A 16,320-nucleotide genomic window follows, 5' to 3' on the forward strand; every position below is an offset into this window, starting at 1 on the left:
CCACCACATGACCGCTTTCTGCCGGGCGTAACCACCATGCTGGAAACAGACCCACTCCCGAATAGTCTCAAAACCGCAGCGATGTTTCTAAACTTTCACTATTGAGCAGATGGCATTCGTCAATAATGGGTAAATCACAATGGCCTAACTGCTCTGCTCTTTTATGAACACTCTGGATGCTGGCAAACAGTACCTGAGCATCGGTATTGCGGGAATTCATAGAGGCTGAGTAAATGCTCGTCGGGGCTTCTGGCCACTGGGCAATAATCTTTTCATGGTTCTGCTCAATGATCTCTTTCACATGGGAGAGAATCAGGAAGCGCTGGTCTGGCCAGTGCTGTAAAACCCCATGGATAAAGTCAGCGATGATCACTGACTTGCCGCCGCCGGTACTGACGCAGACCAAGGAAAGCTTGGGGCCATGTCTTTCATTGTGGAAATTTCTTTACTTATCACCAAAACGTCAATTGTTGTGCATAATGAATGACCCCGGTTTTACTACTGTTGAGCAATTTTGGTGTTCAATTTACCCTCCTTTTTATGCATCATTGTCAGTGATGTAAATTTTTGATTGCATTGGTACGAAAGTAAAGCTAACATTTGCTTTATCGAGAGTGATGCAGAAAAAACATGAAATATCATTTAAAGCAGCTCGCCCAGATCAAGTCGGGTTACCCGTTCAGGGGGAGTATTAAAGAAGTCATCAATGGGAGTGTCTTGGTGGTTCAGATTCGCAACATTAAGCCTGAAGCTACGGGAATAGAGTGGTCAAATCTGATCTGCACTGAACTAACGGGCCGAAAACAACCTGATTGGTTGATGGATGGTGATGTGCTGTTTGTCATGCGGGGGCAAAACAACATCGCTGTCTGTTTGCAGAACACACCAGAGCAGACCATTTCTTCGCCTCATTTCTTTCATTTGCGAGTCAATAATCCAGAAACATTGCTGCCCGAGTTTCTGGCGTGGCAGATCAATCAGCAGCAAAGCCAGAGATACCTGCAAATGGGGAGCGTTGGCACCGCCCAGACCAGCATTCGCCGTGGCGTGCTTGAGGCGATGGAGATCGTAGTGCCCTCCATTGCCCGGCAGAAAAGCGTACTGGCACTGGCCGAAACCGCCCGGCAGGAACGACAGCTTTACCACTGTCTTATAGCTAACCGTTCACAGCAGTTGCAACAGGTGGCCAGTGAATTACTCAATAACCCCGAATCTACTCAGGGAGAAAACGACAATGACTGATCAAGTCAGCCAGGACACTATCAACAAAGCTTTATGGGCTGCCTGCGACACCTTCCGTGGAACCGTCAGCGCCGACACCTACAAAGACTTTATCCTGACCATGCTGTTCCTCAAGTACATCTCCGATGTCTGGCAGGACCACCGCGATGAATACGAAAAAGAGTATGGCAACGAGCCGGAACTGATCGATGAGATGATGAAAAGCGAACGCTTCATCATTCCCGATGTGATCATGCGCAACGACGATGGCTCCGAAAAAGACCGCTTTAAGGCTAACTTTACCAGCCTGTGGGAACGCCGCCACCAGCCGGGCAACGGTGAACGTATCGATCGCTGTCTCCATGAATTGGAAGAAGCCAATGGCACCAAGCTGAGGGATTCTGCCAAAAGTGTGTTCCAGGACATCTCCTTCAACACCGACAAACTGGGCGAAGAAAAGCAGAAAAACGAAATTCTCCGTCATTTGTTAGAAGACTTTGCCAAACCGGCGTTGAATCTGCGTCCATCCCGTGTGGGTGGGCTGGATGTGATCGGTAATGCCTACGAGTACCTGATCAAAAACTTTGCCGCCGGTGGTGGTCAGAAAGCCGGGGAGTTTTATACACCGCCAGAAGTCTCTGATTTGATGGCTGAGCTCATGGACCCTCAGGAAGGCGATGAAGGGTGTGACCCGGCCTGTGGTTCTGCCTCCTTGCTGATGAAACTGGGCCGGAAAATCCGCAAGAAAACTGGCAGCAAAAAGTACGCGCTCTACGGTCAGGAAGCCATTGGCTCCACCTGGTCGCTGGCCATTATGAATATGTTCCTGCATGGTGAAGATAATCACCGCATTGAGTGGGGTGACACCATTCGTAACCCTAAACTCCGTGATTCCCAGGGTGATCTGAAGCTGTTCGATATCGTGGTCGCCAACCCGCCGTTCTCTCTGGATAAATGGGGGCACGATGGTGCTGCCAATGATAAGTTTGGTCGTTTCCGCCGGGGCATTCCGCCAAAGACCAAAGGCGATTATGCCTTTATTCTCCATATGATCGAAACTCTAAAACCGGGCAGTGGTCGTATGGCGGTGGTGGTTCCCCACGGCGTGCTGTTCCGGGGTGCCGCTGAAGGTAAAATTCGGCAGAAACTGATAGAAGAAAACCTGCTGGATGCCGTGATTGGTCTGCCAGAAAAACTGTTTTATGGTACCGGTATTCCGGCGGCGATTCTGATTTTCAAAAAACAACGCAGCGATACCAATGTGTTGTTTATTGATGCCAGCCGTGAATTCAAACCGGGTAAAAATCAGAACCTGCTCACAGAAGAAAATCTGAACAAGATCATCAACACCTACCGCGCCCAGGCGGATGTGGATAAATACGCCTACGTTGCCAGCTTTGAGGAGATCAAGGAGAACGACTTTAACCTCAATATTCCCCGCTATGTGGATACCTTTGAGGAAGAGGAAGAGATCGATCTGGACGTGGTCCGTGCCGAGCGTTTGCAGTTGAAAGCAGAGCTGGCGGAGCTGGAAGTGAAGATGGAAGGTTATCTCAAGGAGTTGGGTTATGGTGCCTGATGGGTGGAAGAAAGCTACAGTTGGCCAGCTTTGCAGCTTTGGTAACGGAGCAGGTTTTAAGGCCAGCGAATGGTCGGATAGCGGCTTACCTATCATTCGTATTCAAAATTTGAATGGTTCCAAAAAATTTAATTATTTTGCTGGTGAACCAAAAACTCAGTGGGTTATCGAGCCTGGACAGCTTTTATTTGCTTGGGCTGGCTCTAAAGGAGCGTCCTTTGGTCCAAAGATATGGGATGGCCCGAAAGGTGTTCTTAATCAACATATATATAAGCTAACTCCAGCAGAGGGAATTGATCCTACTTGGCTCTACAAATCCTTGCTTACAGTCACAGAGCGTATCGAAGAAAAAGCTCATGGTTTTAAAGCTACCCTTCTTCATGTCCAAAAGTCGGATATAACTGATCAGGTTGTATATGTTCCACCTTTATCAGAGCAGAAAAAAATTGCTCAAACGATTTTAGCTTGGGACAAAGCCATCACCACTACCGAACAACTGCTTACCAACAGCCAGCAGCAGAAAAAAGCGCTGATGCAGCAGTTGTTAACGGGAAAGAGGCGTTTGCCGGGGTTTGACGATTGGCAAACTTGCAAGATGTCCGATTTGATTGAGGAGAGTCGTATATCAGGCTCTGATGGAGCAATTGCAAAAAAACTGACCGTCAAGCTTTATGGTAAAGGAGTCATTGCCAAGGAGGAAAAACGTTCTGGTAGCTCTTCCACTAAGTATTACCAGAGACGAGCCGGGCAGTTTATTTATAGCAAACTTGATTTTTTGAACGGTGCATTTGGCATTATTCCTGAACAGCTTGATCGCTATGAGTCGACACTGGATCTTCCAGCCTTTGACATTAAGAGTAATGTCGATAAAACGTGGTTTATCAATTTCGTTTCTCGTGAAGATTTTTATGTTGCAAATCTTGGTTTAGCCAATGGGGGGCGTAAAGCCAGAAGGGTTAACCCCAAGGATTTGTTAAACATCCAGTTCGCACTTCCTGCATACAAGGAACAGCAGGCTATAGCTGAGGTTCTTTTGGTGTCAGATCACGAAATAACCAATTTTCAGCAGAAGCTTGCAAACTTGAAGTTGGAGAAAAAAGCCCTGATGCAACAACTGCTCACCGGTAAACGACGGGTCACTGTTGAAGAGGCTAACACGGAATAAACCCAAAATAAGGCTCTGTTTCATCACCAACAGAGCCATTTCCATCGACGTTTTTTCAAATACACAGGAACTCAACGTCACCGGTTGACACAGTATAACCACCGGCCATGAGCCAGGGAGTCATTCGCATCATGAACCTTGCCGTCCAACATCCATTGCCTCAATTCAAAGAGGAGCTCTCCGCAAAAATTCCGGCCCTGACACTGCTTCACAATCTCGGCTGGACCTTCCTTCCGCCAAAAGCGGCGTTGGCTGCCCGGGGTGACAAAACCTCCGAGGTGGTGTTGCACGATATTTTGCGTGAACAACTGCGTAAACGACGATTTACCTATGGCGGAAAAACCTACCCACTGTCGGAACAAACCATCGATGGCATGGTGACGGAAATGAGCACACCGGCACTGAATGAAGGGCTGACCTACGCCAACGAAAAGCTCTACAACCATATGCTGCTGGGTATTTCGGTCACCGAGTTTGTGGACAATGGCAAAAGAGCCACGCCCACGATTCCATTAGTGGACTGGGTCAATCCGGCCAACAATAGCTTCCATTTCACCGAAGAATTCAAGGTACAGCGAGCCAGTGGTGTTAACCACCGACGATCGGATATTGTCTGTTTTGTCAACGGTTTGCCCCTGGTGGTGATTGAGGCCAAACGGCCCGATGGCAAAACCGGCGGTGGTCCTACGGTGGATGAAGGTATTTCCCAGACTCTGCGTAACCAGCGACAGGACGAAATTCCCCGGTTGTTTGCCTACAGTCAGTTGTTGATGTCCATTAATGGCAGCGAAGGCCGCTATGCCACCCAAGGGACGCCCGCCAAATTCTGGTCTGCCTGGCGGGAAGAAGGCTTCTCGGAAGCGGAGATGCACGATATTAAAAATCGGGCACTGACATCTGAGCAAAAAGACCGCTTGTTTCACCATCGCACACCAGAAGACCGGGACTGGTATGAGAGCCTGATTACTGGTGGTGAACTGGCGCTAACGGGGCAGGATCGGTTGCTGATCAGTTTGTTGACTCCGGAACGGCTGCTGGAGATGACTCAGCTGTTTGTCCTGTTCGATAAAAAGCTCGGTAAAGTGGTGGCTCGTTACCAGCAAGTGTTTGGCATTAAACGACTGATTGAGCGTATCAAGAACCGACGATCAGACGGTGGCCGCAAAGGCGGGATTATCTGGCACACCACCGGCTCTGGTAAATCCTTTACCATGGTGTTTCTTTCCCGGGCACTGGTGCTGCGGCAAGACCTGGTCATGTGTCGGATTGTTCTGGTGACTGACCGGAAAGATTTGGAAAACCAGCTCAGTAATACCTTTGAAACCGGCGGCGAGCTATCGGGCAAAAAGGGGAAAAGTAACGCAAAAATGTCCACCGGCCGCCAGCTGGCCGCAGAGATTGGCAGCGGTTCAAAGCGGATTATTTTCTCCATTATTAATAAGTTCCGCACCGCTACCACGCTGCCGGAGTGTCGTAACGACAGTGCTGACCTGATAGTGCTGGTGGATGAAGGGCATCGGAGTCATGGCGGCGAAAACCACATCCGCATGAGGCAGGCTATGCCCAACGCGGCTTTTGTAGCCTTTACCGGGACGCCATTGCTCAAAGAGAGCAAGAAAACCAATAAGTTTGGCCCCATTATTCACGCTTACACCATGCAGCGGGCGGTGGAAGATAAGACGGTAACGCCGTTGTTGTATGAAGAGCGTATTCCTGATCTGGATGTGAACAAACGGGCTATTGATCATTGGTTTGAGCGGGTCACTCAAGATCTCTCACCCCAGCAGAAGGCCGATTTAAAAAGAAAGTACGCCCGCAAAAAAGCCGTTTACCAGGCGGAGGACCGGTTGCGAATGATCGCTCTGGATATCGCTTTTCACTTTTCCGGCAACATCGATGAGGGGCTGAAGGGGCAGTTGGCTTGCGGCAGTAAACTGGATGCCATTCGCTATAAGCAATTTCTGGATGAGATTGGGGAGTTTGAATCGGCAGTGGTGATTTCAGCGCCGGACTCCCGAGAAGGCAATACAGATATTGATGAGTCCAATCTTCCGGAGGTGACCAAGTGGTGGAAGGAGAATGTTGGCAGCCAAGATGATGATGCTTATACCAATAACATCGTTGAGCGCTTTGATACCGACGACAACCTCAAGTTATTGATTGTGGTTGATAAGCTGCTGACGGGTTTTGATGAACCGAAAAACACGGTGCTCTACATTGATAAGCCTCTGAAACAGCACAACCTCATTCAGGCCATCGCCCGGGTGAATCGACTGCATCCCCTGAAAGAGTTCGGCCTGTTGATTGATTATCGGGGCATTCTGGGTGAGCTGGATACCACACTGGCGAAATACCAGGACCTTGCCGCGCGCACTCAGAGTGGATTTGATATTGATGACCTGGAAGGTCTCTACCATCAGATGAGTAGCGAATATAAACGGCTGCCACGGCTTTATGATGAGTTATGGGCTATCTTTGCCAGCGTAAAGAATAAGGCTGATATTGAAGCCATGCGGCAGGTGCTGATACCCAAAATAGAAGAACGTGATGGCGAGCTGGTGGATGTTCACCTCAAAGTCCGGGACGATTTCTATACGGCGTTGTCTTCGTTTGCCAGCTGCCTGAAAGTTGCCTTGCAGTCATCTACCTTTTTTGAAGACAAGAGTTTTTCGGAAGCGGACCGGAATCATTATAAAGAGACAGTGAAACAGTTCAGTAGCCTGAGGAAGCTGGCCATGCAGGATGCGGGCGAAGCGGTCAGTTATGATGAGTACGCCGAGAAAATCAAAAAACTGATGGACAAGCATGTGGTGGGCATTGAGGTTCGTGAGTCTAAGGGTATCTATGAAGTGAACCGAATGGGGCACCATCAGAAACCGGAAGAGTGGAGCGACGATAAAACCCGCAATGAAACGGATATTATCAAGACTCGCATAGCCCGGCAGATTGAGCAGGATCTGAATAATGACCCCTATGCCAAGGCGAAGTTTTCAGAGCTGTTGCGGGATGCGATCAAAGAAGCGGAGGCTATGTTTGATTACCCGTTAAAACAGTTCCTGCTGTTTAAGGAGTTTGAAGAGCAGGTTCAGGATCGCAAACTGGATGAGATTCCGGATCAGTTTGAAGGTAACCGGCATGCGCAGGCATTGTTCGGGATTTTCAAACTGGTGCTTCCAGAGGCGGTGGAACAGTCGCAGGAGGGGGAATTGCAATCCTGGATTGATCTTGCCTTCCAGGTGGACACTCTGGTAACAGCGGCGGTGGCAGAAAACTCCATCAATCCACAGAATATCGAAGCCAGTATTCGTAAGGGATTATTGCCTTTGTTATTCAAAACCTGCAAGGAGGCCGGAGCTGGAATGGATCAGGCTAAAGCGATGGTGGAACACGTTGTTCAGATTACCCGCAAAGGCTCAGCCCATGCCGGTTGAGCTGCAGGTCAACTACGGTGATGAACAGGTGCTGGTTCAGCGGGTGGCTCGATCGGGGAATGCCAACAAGGTGCTGATCAAGGTTCAACCGGATGGTCGGGTGCTGGCAAAAGCGCCTGTGTCGGCCTCTGATGCTGAGGTAATTGCTGCGGTCAAGAAGCGGCTTCGCTGGATTTTTGCACAACTTCGGCAGTTCCGTGAGCAGGCTGAACACGTTATACCGAGAAACTATGTCAGTGGCGAGTCTCATCTTTATCTAGGGCGACGGCATCTCCTGAAGGTGTTTGTGTCGCCTGATGATAAGGCCCAAGTCAAAATGTTGCGGGGGCGACTGGAGGTTACTGTACGGGAAAAGTCCAGCGAGAAGGTGAAAGCCCTGCTTGCTCAATGGTACAAGATTCGGGCACAGGAGGTGTTTCATCGACGCTTATCAGTGTTGCTACCTCAGCTGCTCTGGGTGTCTGCGCCTCCCAGACTAAGACTGCAAATCATGCAGACACAATGGGGCAGTTGTTCTGCACAAGGTGCCATTACATTAAATCCTTTACTGGTAAAGGCTCCGAGAGAATGCATTGATTATGTGATTATTCATGAATGTTGCCACCTGGCAGAGCATAATCACAGCGAGCGATTCTATCGCCTGATGGAAGATGCGATGCCTGGCTGGGAGGCCGTAAAAGACAGGCTGGATCAGTCAGCTGGGTTTATATTCAGCTGACTTGTTAAAAGGTGCCGTGGCGGGCTCACTGCGTTTGTGGTGGGAGTGAAGACATGTTTTTTAGCGTTTGATTGAACGTTTTAAAGTTGCTTGAAATCGGGTGATTAAAACGTGGATAGGGGGTTGCTGAAAACCAGGCTGTACCAAAAAGATGGAACATGGAAAAAGGTGCATGATGCATTTCGTGGCCAGGTGCGAATCCAGGTGGGCAAAGACCCACAACCAACAGCAGCAAGCATCGACTCCCAATCCGTGAAAACATCGGTAAAAGGGGGGATCGAGGCTATGATGGCGGAAAGAAAATAAAAGGCAGAAAATGTCATATAGCTGTTGATACTCTTGGCCTGATCCTGGTGGTATGGGTACACACTGCCGCATTCAGTGATAGTTTTGCAGGGCAGTTCATACTGGCTCACCTTAAGAAATACTTTAAGAAAATCAGGAAAGTCTGGGCTGATTGTGGCTACCGGGGTTACCTTGAAGAGTGGTTTTGTCGCTTCAAACCCAAAAGGGAGCTTGAAATAACAAAGCGCCCTCGGGGAAAGTTTGTAGTTCAAGCCAAACGCTGGGTGGTTGAGAGAACCTTTGGCTGGTTTGAAGGCTCCAGACGACTGTCTAAAGACTATGAACAGTTACCAAGGAGTTCAGAAGCCTTCGTTTATATATGCATGATTCGTATAATGCTGCGAAGGCTTAAGTAGTTTTAAAACGGCCTCTGAATTTGCGAAATTGGTCAGAAAATAGGCAGCTTAATTACCGCTGCCGGATGAGACGCTATGGCTTTAATGACTCAGGCAGCATTCGCCAGACAGCAGGGCTTTACCCGAGGGTATGTCACTAAATTAATCAAGAAGGGCGTTAATGGCCATTGGCAGGCTGAAACTGAAAAAAGCAGCAAGGTAGCCGGTTTTCATCTGAGTTCGCTTTACAGCCCTAACGGCTGGTACAGCTGGCAAAATCCAGTAGAGGATTTCCTCGCCGCCAAGAGTAACCCGGTACAGTTCAAGGACTGGACCAATACTGTGCTTGGCGAGACATGGACGGAACAAGGTGAGACTGTTGAGCATAGTTTGCTCTACCAGCGACGGGAACATTACCCGGCAGAGGTGCCGTGGTGGGTGGAGATACTGACGGTTAGCTGTGATGTCCAGGATGACCGCTTTGAGTTTGAAGTAACCGGCTGGGGAGCTGGCGAGGAAAGCTGGTCTATTGATTATGTCCGTTTATACGGAGACCTCTCCCGACAAGGTATCTGGGATGCCTTGGCGGATATGCTTCACAAAACTTATACCCGTCAGGATGGCACCAAAATGAATGTGGCTCAGGTCTGCATCGATTCTGGTGGCCACTACACCGATGAAGTGTATGCCTTCTGTCGGGAGCAGGGAGCCGATTGGGCGATTCCGGTTAAGGGTTCCTCTCAGGCTGGCAAACCTATCGCTACATTTCCCAAAACCAAAAGCAAGAAAGGGGGCTATTTGACGCTGGTTGGCACCGATACCGCCAAGGAGTTGGTCTATCAACGCTACCAATCAACCAGCAAAGGATGACAGGGATGAGTCATAATCGACAGTGGTACACCTTTAAAAATGAAGCTATCTCTACCCAACCGGTGCGGATATCTTCAGGACCTGGTTTGCGTCGGCAGATTTTGTGGAAACGGTGAACACCATCGGCCTGCCACGCTATGCCAAGCAGAAGGTGATGGATTTTGAGAAGGGTGTGATTGTTCATACCCAGTCGAATCCACTGCCCATCAACTTACGACCACGGGCAGTAATCAAACTGACCATGAGCTAACCCAAAAGCAAGGAGACTGCACCAATGGATGAAGCTTTCAAAGTGATGGATCACACCATACTTTCAACCTTCGGGCAGTCGGTTTTACTGACGCTTTCGGATCAGTCATCGCTGGAAACCCTGGGAATCATTAATAAAGAATTGGTGGCACTTGGTATGTATGAGGCTGTTCAGGGCGAAGTCACCGTTCTCTCTTTGGATAGTGCTATCCGGCTGAAGCGTGGCGATACCGTGTTGGCCAATGGTCAGGTTTATGAGGTCGACCGAAAACTGAAAGACGATGGCTATTTAGCCAAATGGAATATCCATGCTCATTGAGCAGGAAGTCAGCAGCGATATTGAAGAACTCACCGCCCTGTTCAAGCAGTCCCCGGAAAAAGCCGAACAGGCCATTCGTGAGCTATTCACTACCGGCCAACGCTTTACTCCAGAAGCCCGAAATATCCAATTCAGTGAAACCCAGTTTGATATTGCGCCAAGCAATGCCCATCTGTCGTTTGCAGACCTGCAAGTGAGCATCGAGGTCGTACTTTAAGGCTCATCAGCAGCCAACTGTTTTAGCGTTGCCAGCTCAACGATTTCCAGTGCCGCCCTATTGGTTGCATTCAGATAAATGGGCGGGGCGACACCTGCCTCATGAGCCTCTGCCCAACGGGCTGCACACAGGCACCAGCGATCACCGGCTTTCAGGCCAGGAAAGCCAAGCTCCGGATTAGGTGTAATGAGATCATTGCCTTTGGACAGGGAAAATTGCAGGAACTCATCGGTCATTCGGGCGCAGACCGTATGACTGCCGGAATCTTCCAGACAGGTATGGCAAAACCCATCCCGAAAGAAGCCCGTCACCGGACTCTGGCAGCAGGCTTCTAACTCAGTACCGAGCACATTGGGCTGTTCAAACACCAGTTCTACCATGTGAAACCCTCCCATGATTAACCCATGACCTACAGGATAGGAGAAAAGCCATGTCTACGATGGACCGTAGTTTTATTGGTGCTGGTAGCATCTACCTGAAGCCAGCAGATGACTCCGCTCCCTTGCTGCCAGTTGGCAACGTGAGCGAGTTCAAATTCAGCTTTGAAGAAGATAAGAAGGAGCTGAAAAACTATCTCGGTGGCATTGATAACCTGGGAGTCACCGTGAGCTATACCGCCAGCAATATGGTTCAGGCCTTGATTGAATCAGGCAAAGAGTTTGTCCTGTTTATGGAAGGCCTGAACGATGCCCAGGACGGTAAGGCGTCCAATATCCGGGTTCATCGGATAAAGTTCTCTCCGGTCCAGAATCTTGACTTTATCTCCGATGACTTTGCCAGTATTCCGCTGGAAATTGATGTTCTGGTAGATACGACCATCACCGGCTCTGGGCTAAGCACCTTCATGCAGATTGATCTTGCTGGATAAAGCAACCTTTTGCGTCCTGTCCATTTAGCCCCTGTTTCTGAATAAGAGCAGGGGCTTTTTGTTCGGTACAGCACTGTGGCTATCAAAGAATCAGCAATCCGCTTGGTCTTGAAAGCGAAGGACTTGTTATCAAAGGACGTAAAAAAATCCTCTGCCTCTTTGGATGCCTTTAGGAAAGAGGCGAATAAACTTAAAGGCCAGTTAGAGGAACTTGAAAACCAGAATAAGCTACTTACGTCTTTCAGAAAGCAGACCAAAGCCACCCAAGATGCCGGTCGGGCTTTTCGGGAGGCGGAAGATAAAGTGGCCAATCTTGGCCGGGAAATGGGCAAGACCGACAAGCCAACCAAGGCCATGCAGGCGGCCATGGCAAAAGCCCGGAGAGATGTAAAAAAGGCGAATACCGAATATAACCGCCAACGGGAGGCGCTGGCCAAACTGCGAGGCTCAATGTCCTCTGCGGGGTTATCGACCAAAAACCTGAAGCAGCAGCAGGCCAAACTCGAACAGCAGCTGAGCGAGACCCGGACAGCATTTAAGCGGGCGAACGAAAGCGCCCGGCAGACAGCGAGAACGCTACGCAATAGCAACCTGAAAAAAACCGCCAAGGATGCCGAATCGGCCAGTACATCCGTCGGCAAGCTTACCCGGCGTTTTCTTGGGCTGGCAGCGGCAGCGGGTGGACTCTATACCTTCAAAGCGAAGCATTGAAGGGGTATTGCAGACAGGCGACCAGTTTGAGCGTTTGGGCGTTCAGATGGAGGCGATTACCGGATCGTCTGAAGAAGCCCAAAAGGCCATGCAGTGGATCAAGGATTTTACCCGGAATACACCATTCCAGCTGGAAGAAGTGTCTGAAGCTTTTGTACGTTTAAAGGCGTTTGGCCTTGATCCTACCGATGGCTCTATGCAAGCCATTATTGACCAGGCATCAAAGCTTGGCGGCAGCATGGAGTGACTAAACGGCATCACCCTGAGATTAGGTAAAGCCTGGGCAAAACAAAAGCTTCAGGGCGAAGAAATATTGATGCTGCTGGAGCGTGGTGTCCCTGTATGGGATTTGCTGGAAAAGGTCACCGGGAAGAATGTACAGGAGATCCAAAAACTTTCCAGCGCCGGAAAGCTTGGCCGGGAGGCAATAAGAGGGCTTATTCAGGAGATTGGCAAAAGCTCAGAAGGTGCTGCCGCCAAAAACATGAGTCTGTTGTCGGGTTATGTCAGTAACCTGAAAGACAGCTGGCAGCAGTTCCAGGATGAGGTGGCCAAGAGCGGGGCTCTGGATTACGCCAAGGAAACCCTGGCTGGCATCGCTGCCGAAATTGAGCGGATGAACCAGAATGGCCAGCTGGCTGAATTGGCTAAAAAGGATAGCGATGCTTTGGGCTTTGATGGCATTGCTGAAAAGCTGAAGGGCACCACAGACTTTCTTGGCGGTTTGACCAAGGAGTTTGCCAAGCAGACGGTTGAGGATGCCAAGGATGTCCGGGATGCGCTGAGCGGGGTGTACAACAGCTTTGCCGAGGGAAAGCAGGGATGCGGTAAGGACAGCAGACAATTCAGCCAAGACCATGACCAGGAGCCAGAAACTACTCTGGCAAAATTACGCGGATGAATTGGTTAATAGCCAGAAAACGGTTCAGGATGCATTTAAAAATACTGGGGAAACTGCAAAAACTACTTTTAAAGACGCCGCTGATGCAATGGCACAGGTTAATAGTGCCGAAACCCGGGCAGCCAGTTTAGGGGTAGCTCTGGCAGAAGCATTAAGTGCTGGCATCCTGTCTCAGGAGGAATATTACGAGGCGACCGAGGCTAGCCGGAAAAAGCTTCAGCAGTTCAACAAAGAGGCAAACAAAACCAAGGAATTCTTGAAAGACGTTGGCGACACTGCAGAGGAAGCCGGGGAGCAACAGGCCGAAGCCTTGACTGATGTCACCTCTATTGCCGGAGTAATGACCGGTCATTACAACACCCTCACCGCAGAACTTCAGGGCATGAGTGGTGCTGCACACGATGCCTTTGTTGCTATGAATGGTATTGGCAACGTAAACACCGAGCAGGCTATTAGCAGTATTGCCGAACTGAAAAGTCAGCTCGAAGAAACCAGAGAAGAACTCAACAAGCTACAGCACTCTTATACCTTTGATGTTACCGGCATCAGCAGCTGGATGAATGAGACTGCAAAAAATGCTGCCTATGTCAAAAGTCAGTACTTGGAGCAGAAGATCGCCCTCGAAGAACTATTAGAGAGCTATGAGATCGGTGGCTCCACAGCGAGAAGCTTTATCCTTCAGGGCGAGCGAGCGGCTAATACAATGAGTCTCCTGAATAATCAGGATTTAGACCGGCTCAATAACGCCATTGTTTCAGCCAAACAAAACATGGCCAGCTTAGGTGACAGTTCCCGCAATACCCTAAACAGCCTGCAAGATGAACTGGATGAACTGCAGGGCAGACAGTCTGATATTGAGAAGCGCCGTTATCAAAGCCAGCGTGACGATCTAAAGGCACAGCAGGTGGAGGCTATTGCCAAAGGGGATCAGGAGGCAGTCATGAATATTACCTCTGCCCTGCGGATCAGCGAGCAGATTTACAATGAGCGTTTGCGGCAGACTAATAATGAAAAAGCCAAAGCCCTTCAAGAGAGCCAGGTGAACACGACAGCAACAGCCCCCCGCACTGCTTCAGAATCCCCTCAGCGTATTATCCGGCTCGAATATCCGGGCGGTGGTGTGAATATTGGCATTGCTCCAACGGATGAAGCAAGTTTGCTTGATGCGCTTAAAAATGCAGGTTTGAGGACGGTCTGATGCAACTCGATACCATAACACTTCCCGACGATCTGCTCTGGATCAATGAATTTGAATGGAACCCGGTAGAGCAAACCACCGAGCGCAGCCTGACCGGGGCTTTGCTAATTCAAGAAGGTCAACTAAGCCACGGTAGGCCAATCATTCTCTCTGGCAATGGCGAGGCCGGTTGGGTTTCCCGGCTGACGGTCAAGAGCCTCTTTGCTCTCTCCAAAGCGGCCAATAAAACGATGACTCTAACGCTCCCGGATAACCGGCAGTTTTCCGTTATCTTTGATCGTTCCAATGGGACTCCCATTGAGGCACAACAGCTTATGCCGTTTGCCTACCCGGACGATAGCGACCAATACCTTCTTACCCTTCGCTTGTTAACCGTTCACTAAGGCTGAGAGGGGGCGATCGGGACTGTAAATATTCCTTCAGCTTGACGACTGAAAAGCGGTGACATTACCTTCTGAATTTTTACTGGAACTCTGGGGCGTTTCAGTTAAATTAGAAGTCAGTGGTAAATCATCTGAGTTTTTAGCTGAATTGACTGACTGACGATACTGCTTTTTGCGCTCCCTTTCGCGCTTGGCGTAAGTGGGATCTTTGCGAAGCTCCCTTTGGCGCTCCCGGTGGCGCTCGGCGTAAGCGGGATCTGTCTGGTAACGCTCCCTTTGGCGCTCCCTTTTGCGCTCGGCGTAAGCGGGATCTTTGCGAAGTTCCCTTAGGCGCTCCCTTTGGCGCTCTCTTTCGTGCTCGACGTAAGCGGGATCTTTGCGAAGCTCCCTTTGGCGCTCTCTTTTGCGCTTGGCGTAAGCGGGATCTGTCTGGTAACGCTCCCTTTGGCGCTCCCTATGGCGCTCCCTTTGGCGTTCCCTATGGCTCTTCCTTTGGCGCTCGGCATAAGCGGGATCTGTCTGGTAGCACTCCCTTTCGCGCTCCCTTTTGCGCTCGGCAAGTGAAGAACTGCCCTCAACATTAACTTCTGCCTGGGTTGTTGGGTTTTCGCTTGTCGCTTGATGCATGCATAACGGATTAACGACAGCAACTGGCCGTAAATCTTGTGAACTATGAATTCCGGCAGGAAGATTAGTTAACTGTAAACCTGAGCTTGTATGATTCGCTGTTGTTTGCTCTCTAATTTCAAGCTCGCCCCATGATATTAGCTGCTGAAAGGGAGTACTTGGTGTTAGTAGTAATCCATCATTAACGGGTTCATAATTAAGCTGGTAAGGGTCATATTCATCAAGAATGGATTGTTGTATCTCTTGAATACTTGTTCCAGGAGCGTTTTCTGAATCGAAATTTGTTAGAGATTCAATACTATATTTATTCAATGAATTAGAATAATTAGCTTCATTTTGATATGTATGTGGTCCGCTATTGTAAGTAGGAATAGGGTTCATCACTTGAACTGGTATGCCTTGATAAACAGGCTGCTGTTCGGTGGTGCCAAATTGCTGTTCTTGATCTACTAAACCTGATGCGCTGGAACAAAGATAAGAAAAAGCAGCATTGAATGAAGGAAGTTGATTGGTTTGATTCATTGAATTATTGAACTATCGAATTACAGATTAAGACTACGCTTTCTTATAAAAGTTCCTCCCTTTCGCCACTCATTCACCATTTATTTATGTCAACCAAACATAAGGAATTGCTATGGCTATTACTAATAGCGACGTAAAACTATTCGAAAGTCAGCGCCTCACCGATGAAGAAGACGGTGGCGGTCGGGTTACTGGAAACGAGGTCATTGATGGCAACGTTAACAATCTGTTTCAGGACATTTCCCGGATTGACCGCACCATTGGTGATGTGGCTTCGCGTAAGGCGTTTATCGGGATCAGCATCGACAACAATGATATTTACCTTGGAGGCCATTTGATCCTGACCGAGCCTCCCAAGGATCAGAATGTTTCTGTTTTGTTATTCAATACCGACAGCCAAACTGATGAGCGCCTTGATGCCAGAGACCGAATTGAAAGCTATGTGGTTCCGGGCATTAAGGCATCGTGGGAGCTGGTGGGTGATCAGCTGGAAGAGCAGCGATCCGTTGTCGGCTATCAGCGGGAGGAATGGGCGGTTCCTGAAATTGGTGAAGTTTATAAGTTGACAACACCAGATGAAAAAAACAGCCAGTTCATTCGTATCTCGACTTTAGAGTTCCCAAAGCACAATAGTTCAGCAAAAAGTGAATAAACTGCTAAT

17 protein-coding genes and 3 pseudogenes are annotated in these 16,320 nt (G+C 49.2%); 17 read left to right on the plus strand and 3 right to left on the minus strand.

The genetic code is table 11. The features are described 5' to 3' along the window. Window positions 1-67: 67 nt before the first annotated feature. Window positions 68-412, minus strand: a pseudogene (locus O3276_RS04745) (DEAD/DEAH box helicase); the annotation flags it as partial. A gap of 218 nt (window positions 413-630) precedes the next feature. Here O3276_RS04745 and O3276_RS04750 point away from each other — a divergent pair. The 11 genes and pseudogenes from O3276_RS04750 (at window position 631) to O3276_RS04800 (ending at window position 10,449) form a co-directional block, all read left to right on the plus strand. Next, window positions 631-1,242 carry a restriction endonuclease subunit S domain-containing protein gene (locus tag O3276_RS04750; RefSeq protein WP_269674604.1) on the plus strand — a complete coding sequence of 204 codons (612 nt, stop codon included), beginning with the start codon at window positions 631-633 and terminating at the stop codon, window positions 1,240-1,242. Beyond that, a complete protein-coding gene (locus tag O3276_RS04755; RefSeq protein ID WP_269674605.1) occupies window positions 1,235-2,800 on the plus strand; it encodes a type I restriction-modification system subunit M in 1,566 nt (521 codons plus the stop codon). Before O3276_RS04750 ends, O3276_RS04755 begins: the two co-directional genes overlap by 8 nt. Beyond that, entirely contained in the window at window positions 2,790-3,965 is a 1,176-nt protein-coding gene (locus O3276_RS04760; RefSeq protein ID WP_269674606.1) for a restriction endonuclease subunit S, read from the plus strand. Before O3276_RS04755 ends, O3276_RS04760 begins: the two co-directional genes overlap by 11 nt. Window positions 3,966-4,096: 131 nt before the next feature. Then, window positions 4,097-7,396 (plus strand): type I restriction endonuclease subunit R, encoded by a 3,300-nt coding sequence (locus O3276_RS04765; RefSeq protein WP_269674607.1) that lies wholly within the window; start codon window positions 4,097-4,099, stop codon window positions 7,394-7,396. Continuing rightward, window positions 7,356-8,114 (plus strand): M48 family metallopeptidase, encoded by a 759-nt coding sequence (locus O3276_RS04770; protein ID WP_269674608.1) that lies wholly within the window; start codon window positions 7,356-7,358, stop codon window positions 8,112-8,114. Before O3276_RS04765 ends, O3276_RS04770 begins: the two co-directional genes overlap by 41 nt. A 111-nt stretch (window positions 8,115-8,225) precedes the next feature. Further along, window positions 8,226-8,420 (plus strand): hypothetical protein, encoded by a 195-nt coding sequence (locus O3276_RS04775; protein ID WP_269674609.1) that lies wholly within the window; start codon window positions 8,226-8,228, stop codon window positions 8,418-8,420. Window positions 8,421-8,437: 17 nt separating this feature from the next. Continuing rightward, window positions 8,438-8,815: a transposase gene (locus tag O3276_RS04780; RefSeq protein WP_269675938.1), complete on the plus strand. Its 378-nt coding sequence runs from the start codon at window positions 8,438-8,440 to the stop codon at window positions 8,813-8,815. Window positions 8,816-8,890: 75 nt separating this feature from the next. Continuing rightward, window positions 8,891-9,664 (plus strand): terminase gpA endonuclease subunit, encoded by a 774-nt coding sequence (locus tag O3276_RS04785; protein ID WP_269674610.1) that lies wholly within the window; start codon window positions 8,891-8,893, stop codon window positions 9,662-9,664. Between the two features lie 58 nt (window positions 9,665-9,722). Next, window positions 9,723-9,914 (plus strand): annotated as a pseudogene (locus O3276_RS04790) (major capsid protein); the annotation flags it as partial. Window positions 9,915-9,938: 24 nt separating this feature from the next. Continuing rightward, on the plus strand, window positions 9,939-10,232 hold the full coding sequence (locus O3276_RS04795) for a hypothetical protein (RefSeq protein WP_269674611.1): 294 nt from the start codon (window positions 9,939-9,941) through the stop codon (window positions 10,230-10,232). Then, complete coding sequence (locus O3276_RS04800) at window positions 10,222-10,449, plus strand: hypothetical protein (RefSeq protein WP_269674612.1); 228 nt, start codon at window positions 10,222-10,224, stop codon at window positions 10,447-10,449. The genes O3276_RS04795 and O3276_RS04800 overlap by 11 nt, the downstream gene beginning before the upstream one ends. Here the strand turns inward: O3276_RS04800 and O3276_RS04805 are convergent. Further along, window positions 10,446-10,844, minus strand: coding sequence for a DUF2237 family protein (locus tag O3276_RS04805; protein WP_269674613.1), 399 nt, complete (start codon window positions 10,842-10,844; stop codon window positions 10,446-10,448). The genes O3276_RS04800 and O3276_RS04805 overlap by 4 nt on opposite strands. Before the next feature lie 35 nt (window positions 10,845-10,879). On the opposite strand from O3276_RS04805, the gene O3276_RS04810 reads away from it, so the two are divergent. The 5 genes and pseudogenes from O3276_RS04810 (at window position 10,880) to O3276_RS04830 (ending at window position 14,510) form a co-directional block, all read left to right on the plus strand. Further along, window positions 10,880-11,317 carry a hypothetical protein gene (locus tag O3276_RS04810; RefSeq protein WP_269674614.1) on the plus strand — a complete coding sequence of 146 codons (438 nt, stop codon included), beginning with the start codon at window positions 10,880-10,882 and terminating at the stop codon, window positions 11,315-11,317. Window positions 11,318-11,440: 123 nt separating this feature from the next. Further along, window positions 11,441-12,028, plus strand: coding sequence for a hypothetical protein (locus tag O3276_RS04815; protein WP_269674615.1), 588 nt, complete (start codon window positions 11,441-11,443; stop codon window positions 12,026-12,028). Next, a pseudogene (locus O3276_RS04820) lies at window positions 11,997-12,929 on the plus strand (tape measure protein). The gene O3276_RS04815 and the pseudogene O3276_RS04820 overlap by 32 nt, the downstream one beginning before the upstream one ends. After that, complete coding sequence (locus tag O3276_RS04825) at window positions 12,886-14,127, plus strand: GumC domain-containing protein (protein ID WP_269674616.1); 1,242 nt, start codon at window positions 12,886-12,888, stop codon at window positions 14,125-14,127. The pseudogene O3276_RS04820 and the gene O3276_RS04825 overlap by 44 nt, the downstream one beginning before the upstream one ends. After that, window positions 14,127-14,510, plus strand: coding sequence for a hypothetical protein (locus O3276_RS04830; RefSeq protein ID WP_269674617.1), 384 nt, complete (start codon window positions 14,127-14,129; stop codon window positions 14,508-14,510). The genes O3276_RS04825 and O3276_RS04830 overlap by 1 nt, the downstream gene beginning before the upstream one ends. 36 nt (window positions 14,511-14,546) lie before the next feature. Here the strand turns inward: O3276_RS04830 and O3276_RS04835 are convergent, their stop codons facing one another. Further along, window positions 14,547-15,137: a hypothetical protein gene (locus O3276_RS04835; protein WP_269674618.1), complete on the minus strand. Its 591-nt coding sequence runs from the start codon at window positions 15,135-15,137 to the stop codon at window positions 14,547-14,549. Between the two features lie 634 nt (window positions 15,138-15,771). On the opposite strand from O3276_RS04835, the gene O3276_RS04840 reads away from it, so the two are divergent. Next, window positions 15,772-16,311: a hypothetical protein gene (locus O3276_RS04840; protein ID WP_269674619.1), complete on the plus strand. Its 540-nt coding sequence runs from the start codon at window positions 15,772-15,774 to the stop codon at window positions 16,309-16,311. The last annotated feature ends 9 nt before the right edge of the window (window positions 16,312-16,320 follow it).

The sequence above is a fragment of the Endozoicomonas sp. GU-1 genome (genome assembly GCF_027366395.1).
Classification (GTDB): Bacteria; Pseudomonadota; Gammaproteobacteria; order Pseudomonadales; family Endozoicomonadaceae; genus Endozoicomonas.

Excerpts from the sequence above, each read along its gene's own strand:
- O3276_RS04795 (WP_269674611.1), top strand. The coding sequence starts at position 9,939 with ATGGATGAAGCTTTCAAAGTGATGGATCACACCATACTTTCAACCTTC.
- O3276_RS04805 (WP_269674613.1), bottom strand. The coding sequence starts at position 10,844 with ATGGGAGGGTTTCACATGGTAGAACTGGTGTTTGAACAGCCCAATGTG.
- O3276_RS04765 (WP_269674607.1), top strand. The coding sequence starts at position 4,097 with ATGAACCTTGCCGTCCAACATCCATTGCCTCAATTCAAAGAGGAGCTC.
- O3276_RS04800 (WP_269674612.1), top strand. The coding sequence starts at position 10,222 with ATGCTCATTGAGCAGGAAGTCAGCAGCGATATTGAAGAACTCACCGCC.
- O3276_RS04840 (WP_269674619.1), top strand. The coding sequence starts at position 15,772 with ATGGCTATTACTAATAGCGACGTAAAACTATTCGAAAGTCAGCGCCTC.
- O3276_RS04755 (WP_269674605.1), top strand. The coding sequence starts at position 1,235 with ATGACTGATCAAGTCAGCCAGGACACTATCAACAAAGCTTTATGGGCT.
- O3276_RS04825 (WP_269674616.1), top strand. The coding sequence starts at position 12,886 with ATGACCAGGAGCCAGAAACTACTCTGGCAAAATTACGCGGATGAATTG.
- O3276_RS04810 (WP_269674614.1), top strand. The coding sequence starts at position 10,880 with ATGTCTACGATGGACCGTAGTTTTATTGGTGCTGGTAGCATCTACCTG.
- O3276_RS04785 (WP_269674610.1), top strand. The coding sequence starts at position 8,891 with ATGGCTTTAATGACTCAGGCAGCATTCGCCAGACAGCAGGGCTTTACC.
- O3276_RS04760 (WP_269674606.1), top strand. The coding sequence starts at position 2,790 with ATGGTGCCTGATGGGTGGAAGAAAGCTACAGTTGGCCAGCTTTGCAGC.
- O3276_RS04830 (WP_269674617.1), top strand. The coding sequence starts at position 14,127 with ATGCAACTCGATACCATAACACTTCCCGACGATCTGCTCTGGATCAAT.
- O3276_RS04835 (WP_269674618.1), bottom strand. The coding sequence starts at position 15,137 with ATGCATCAAGCGACAAGCGAAAACCCAACAACCCAGGCAGAAGTTAAT.
- O3276_RS04750 (WP_269674604.1), top strand. The coding sequence starts at position 631 with ATGAAATATCATTTAAAGCAGCTCGCCCAGATCAAGTCGGGTTACCCG.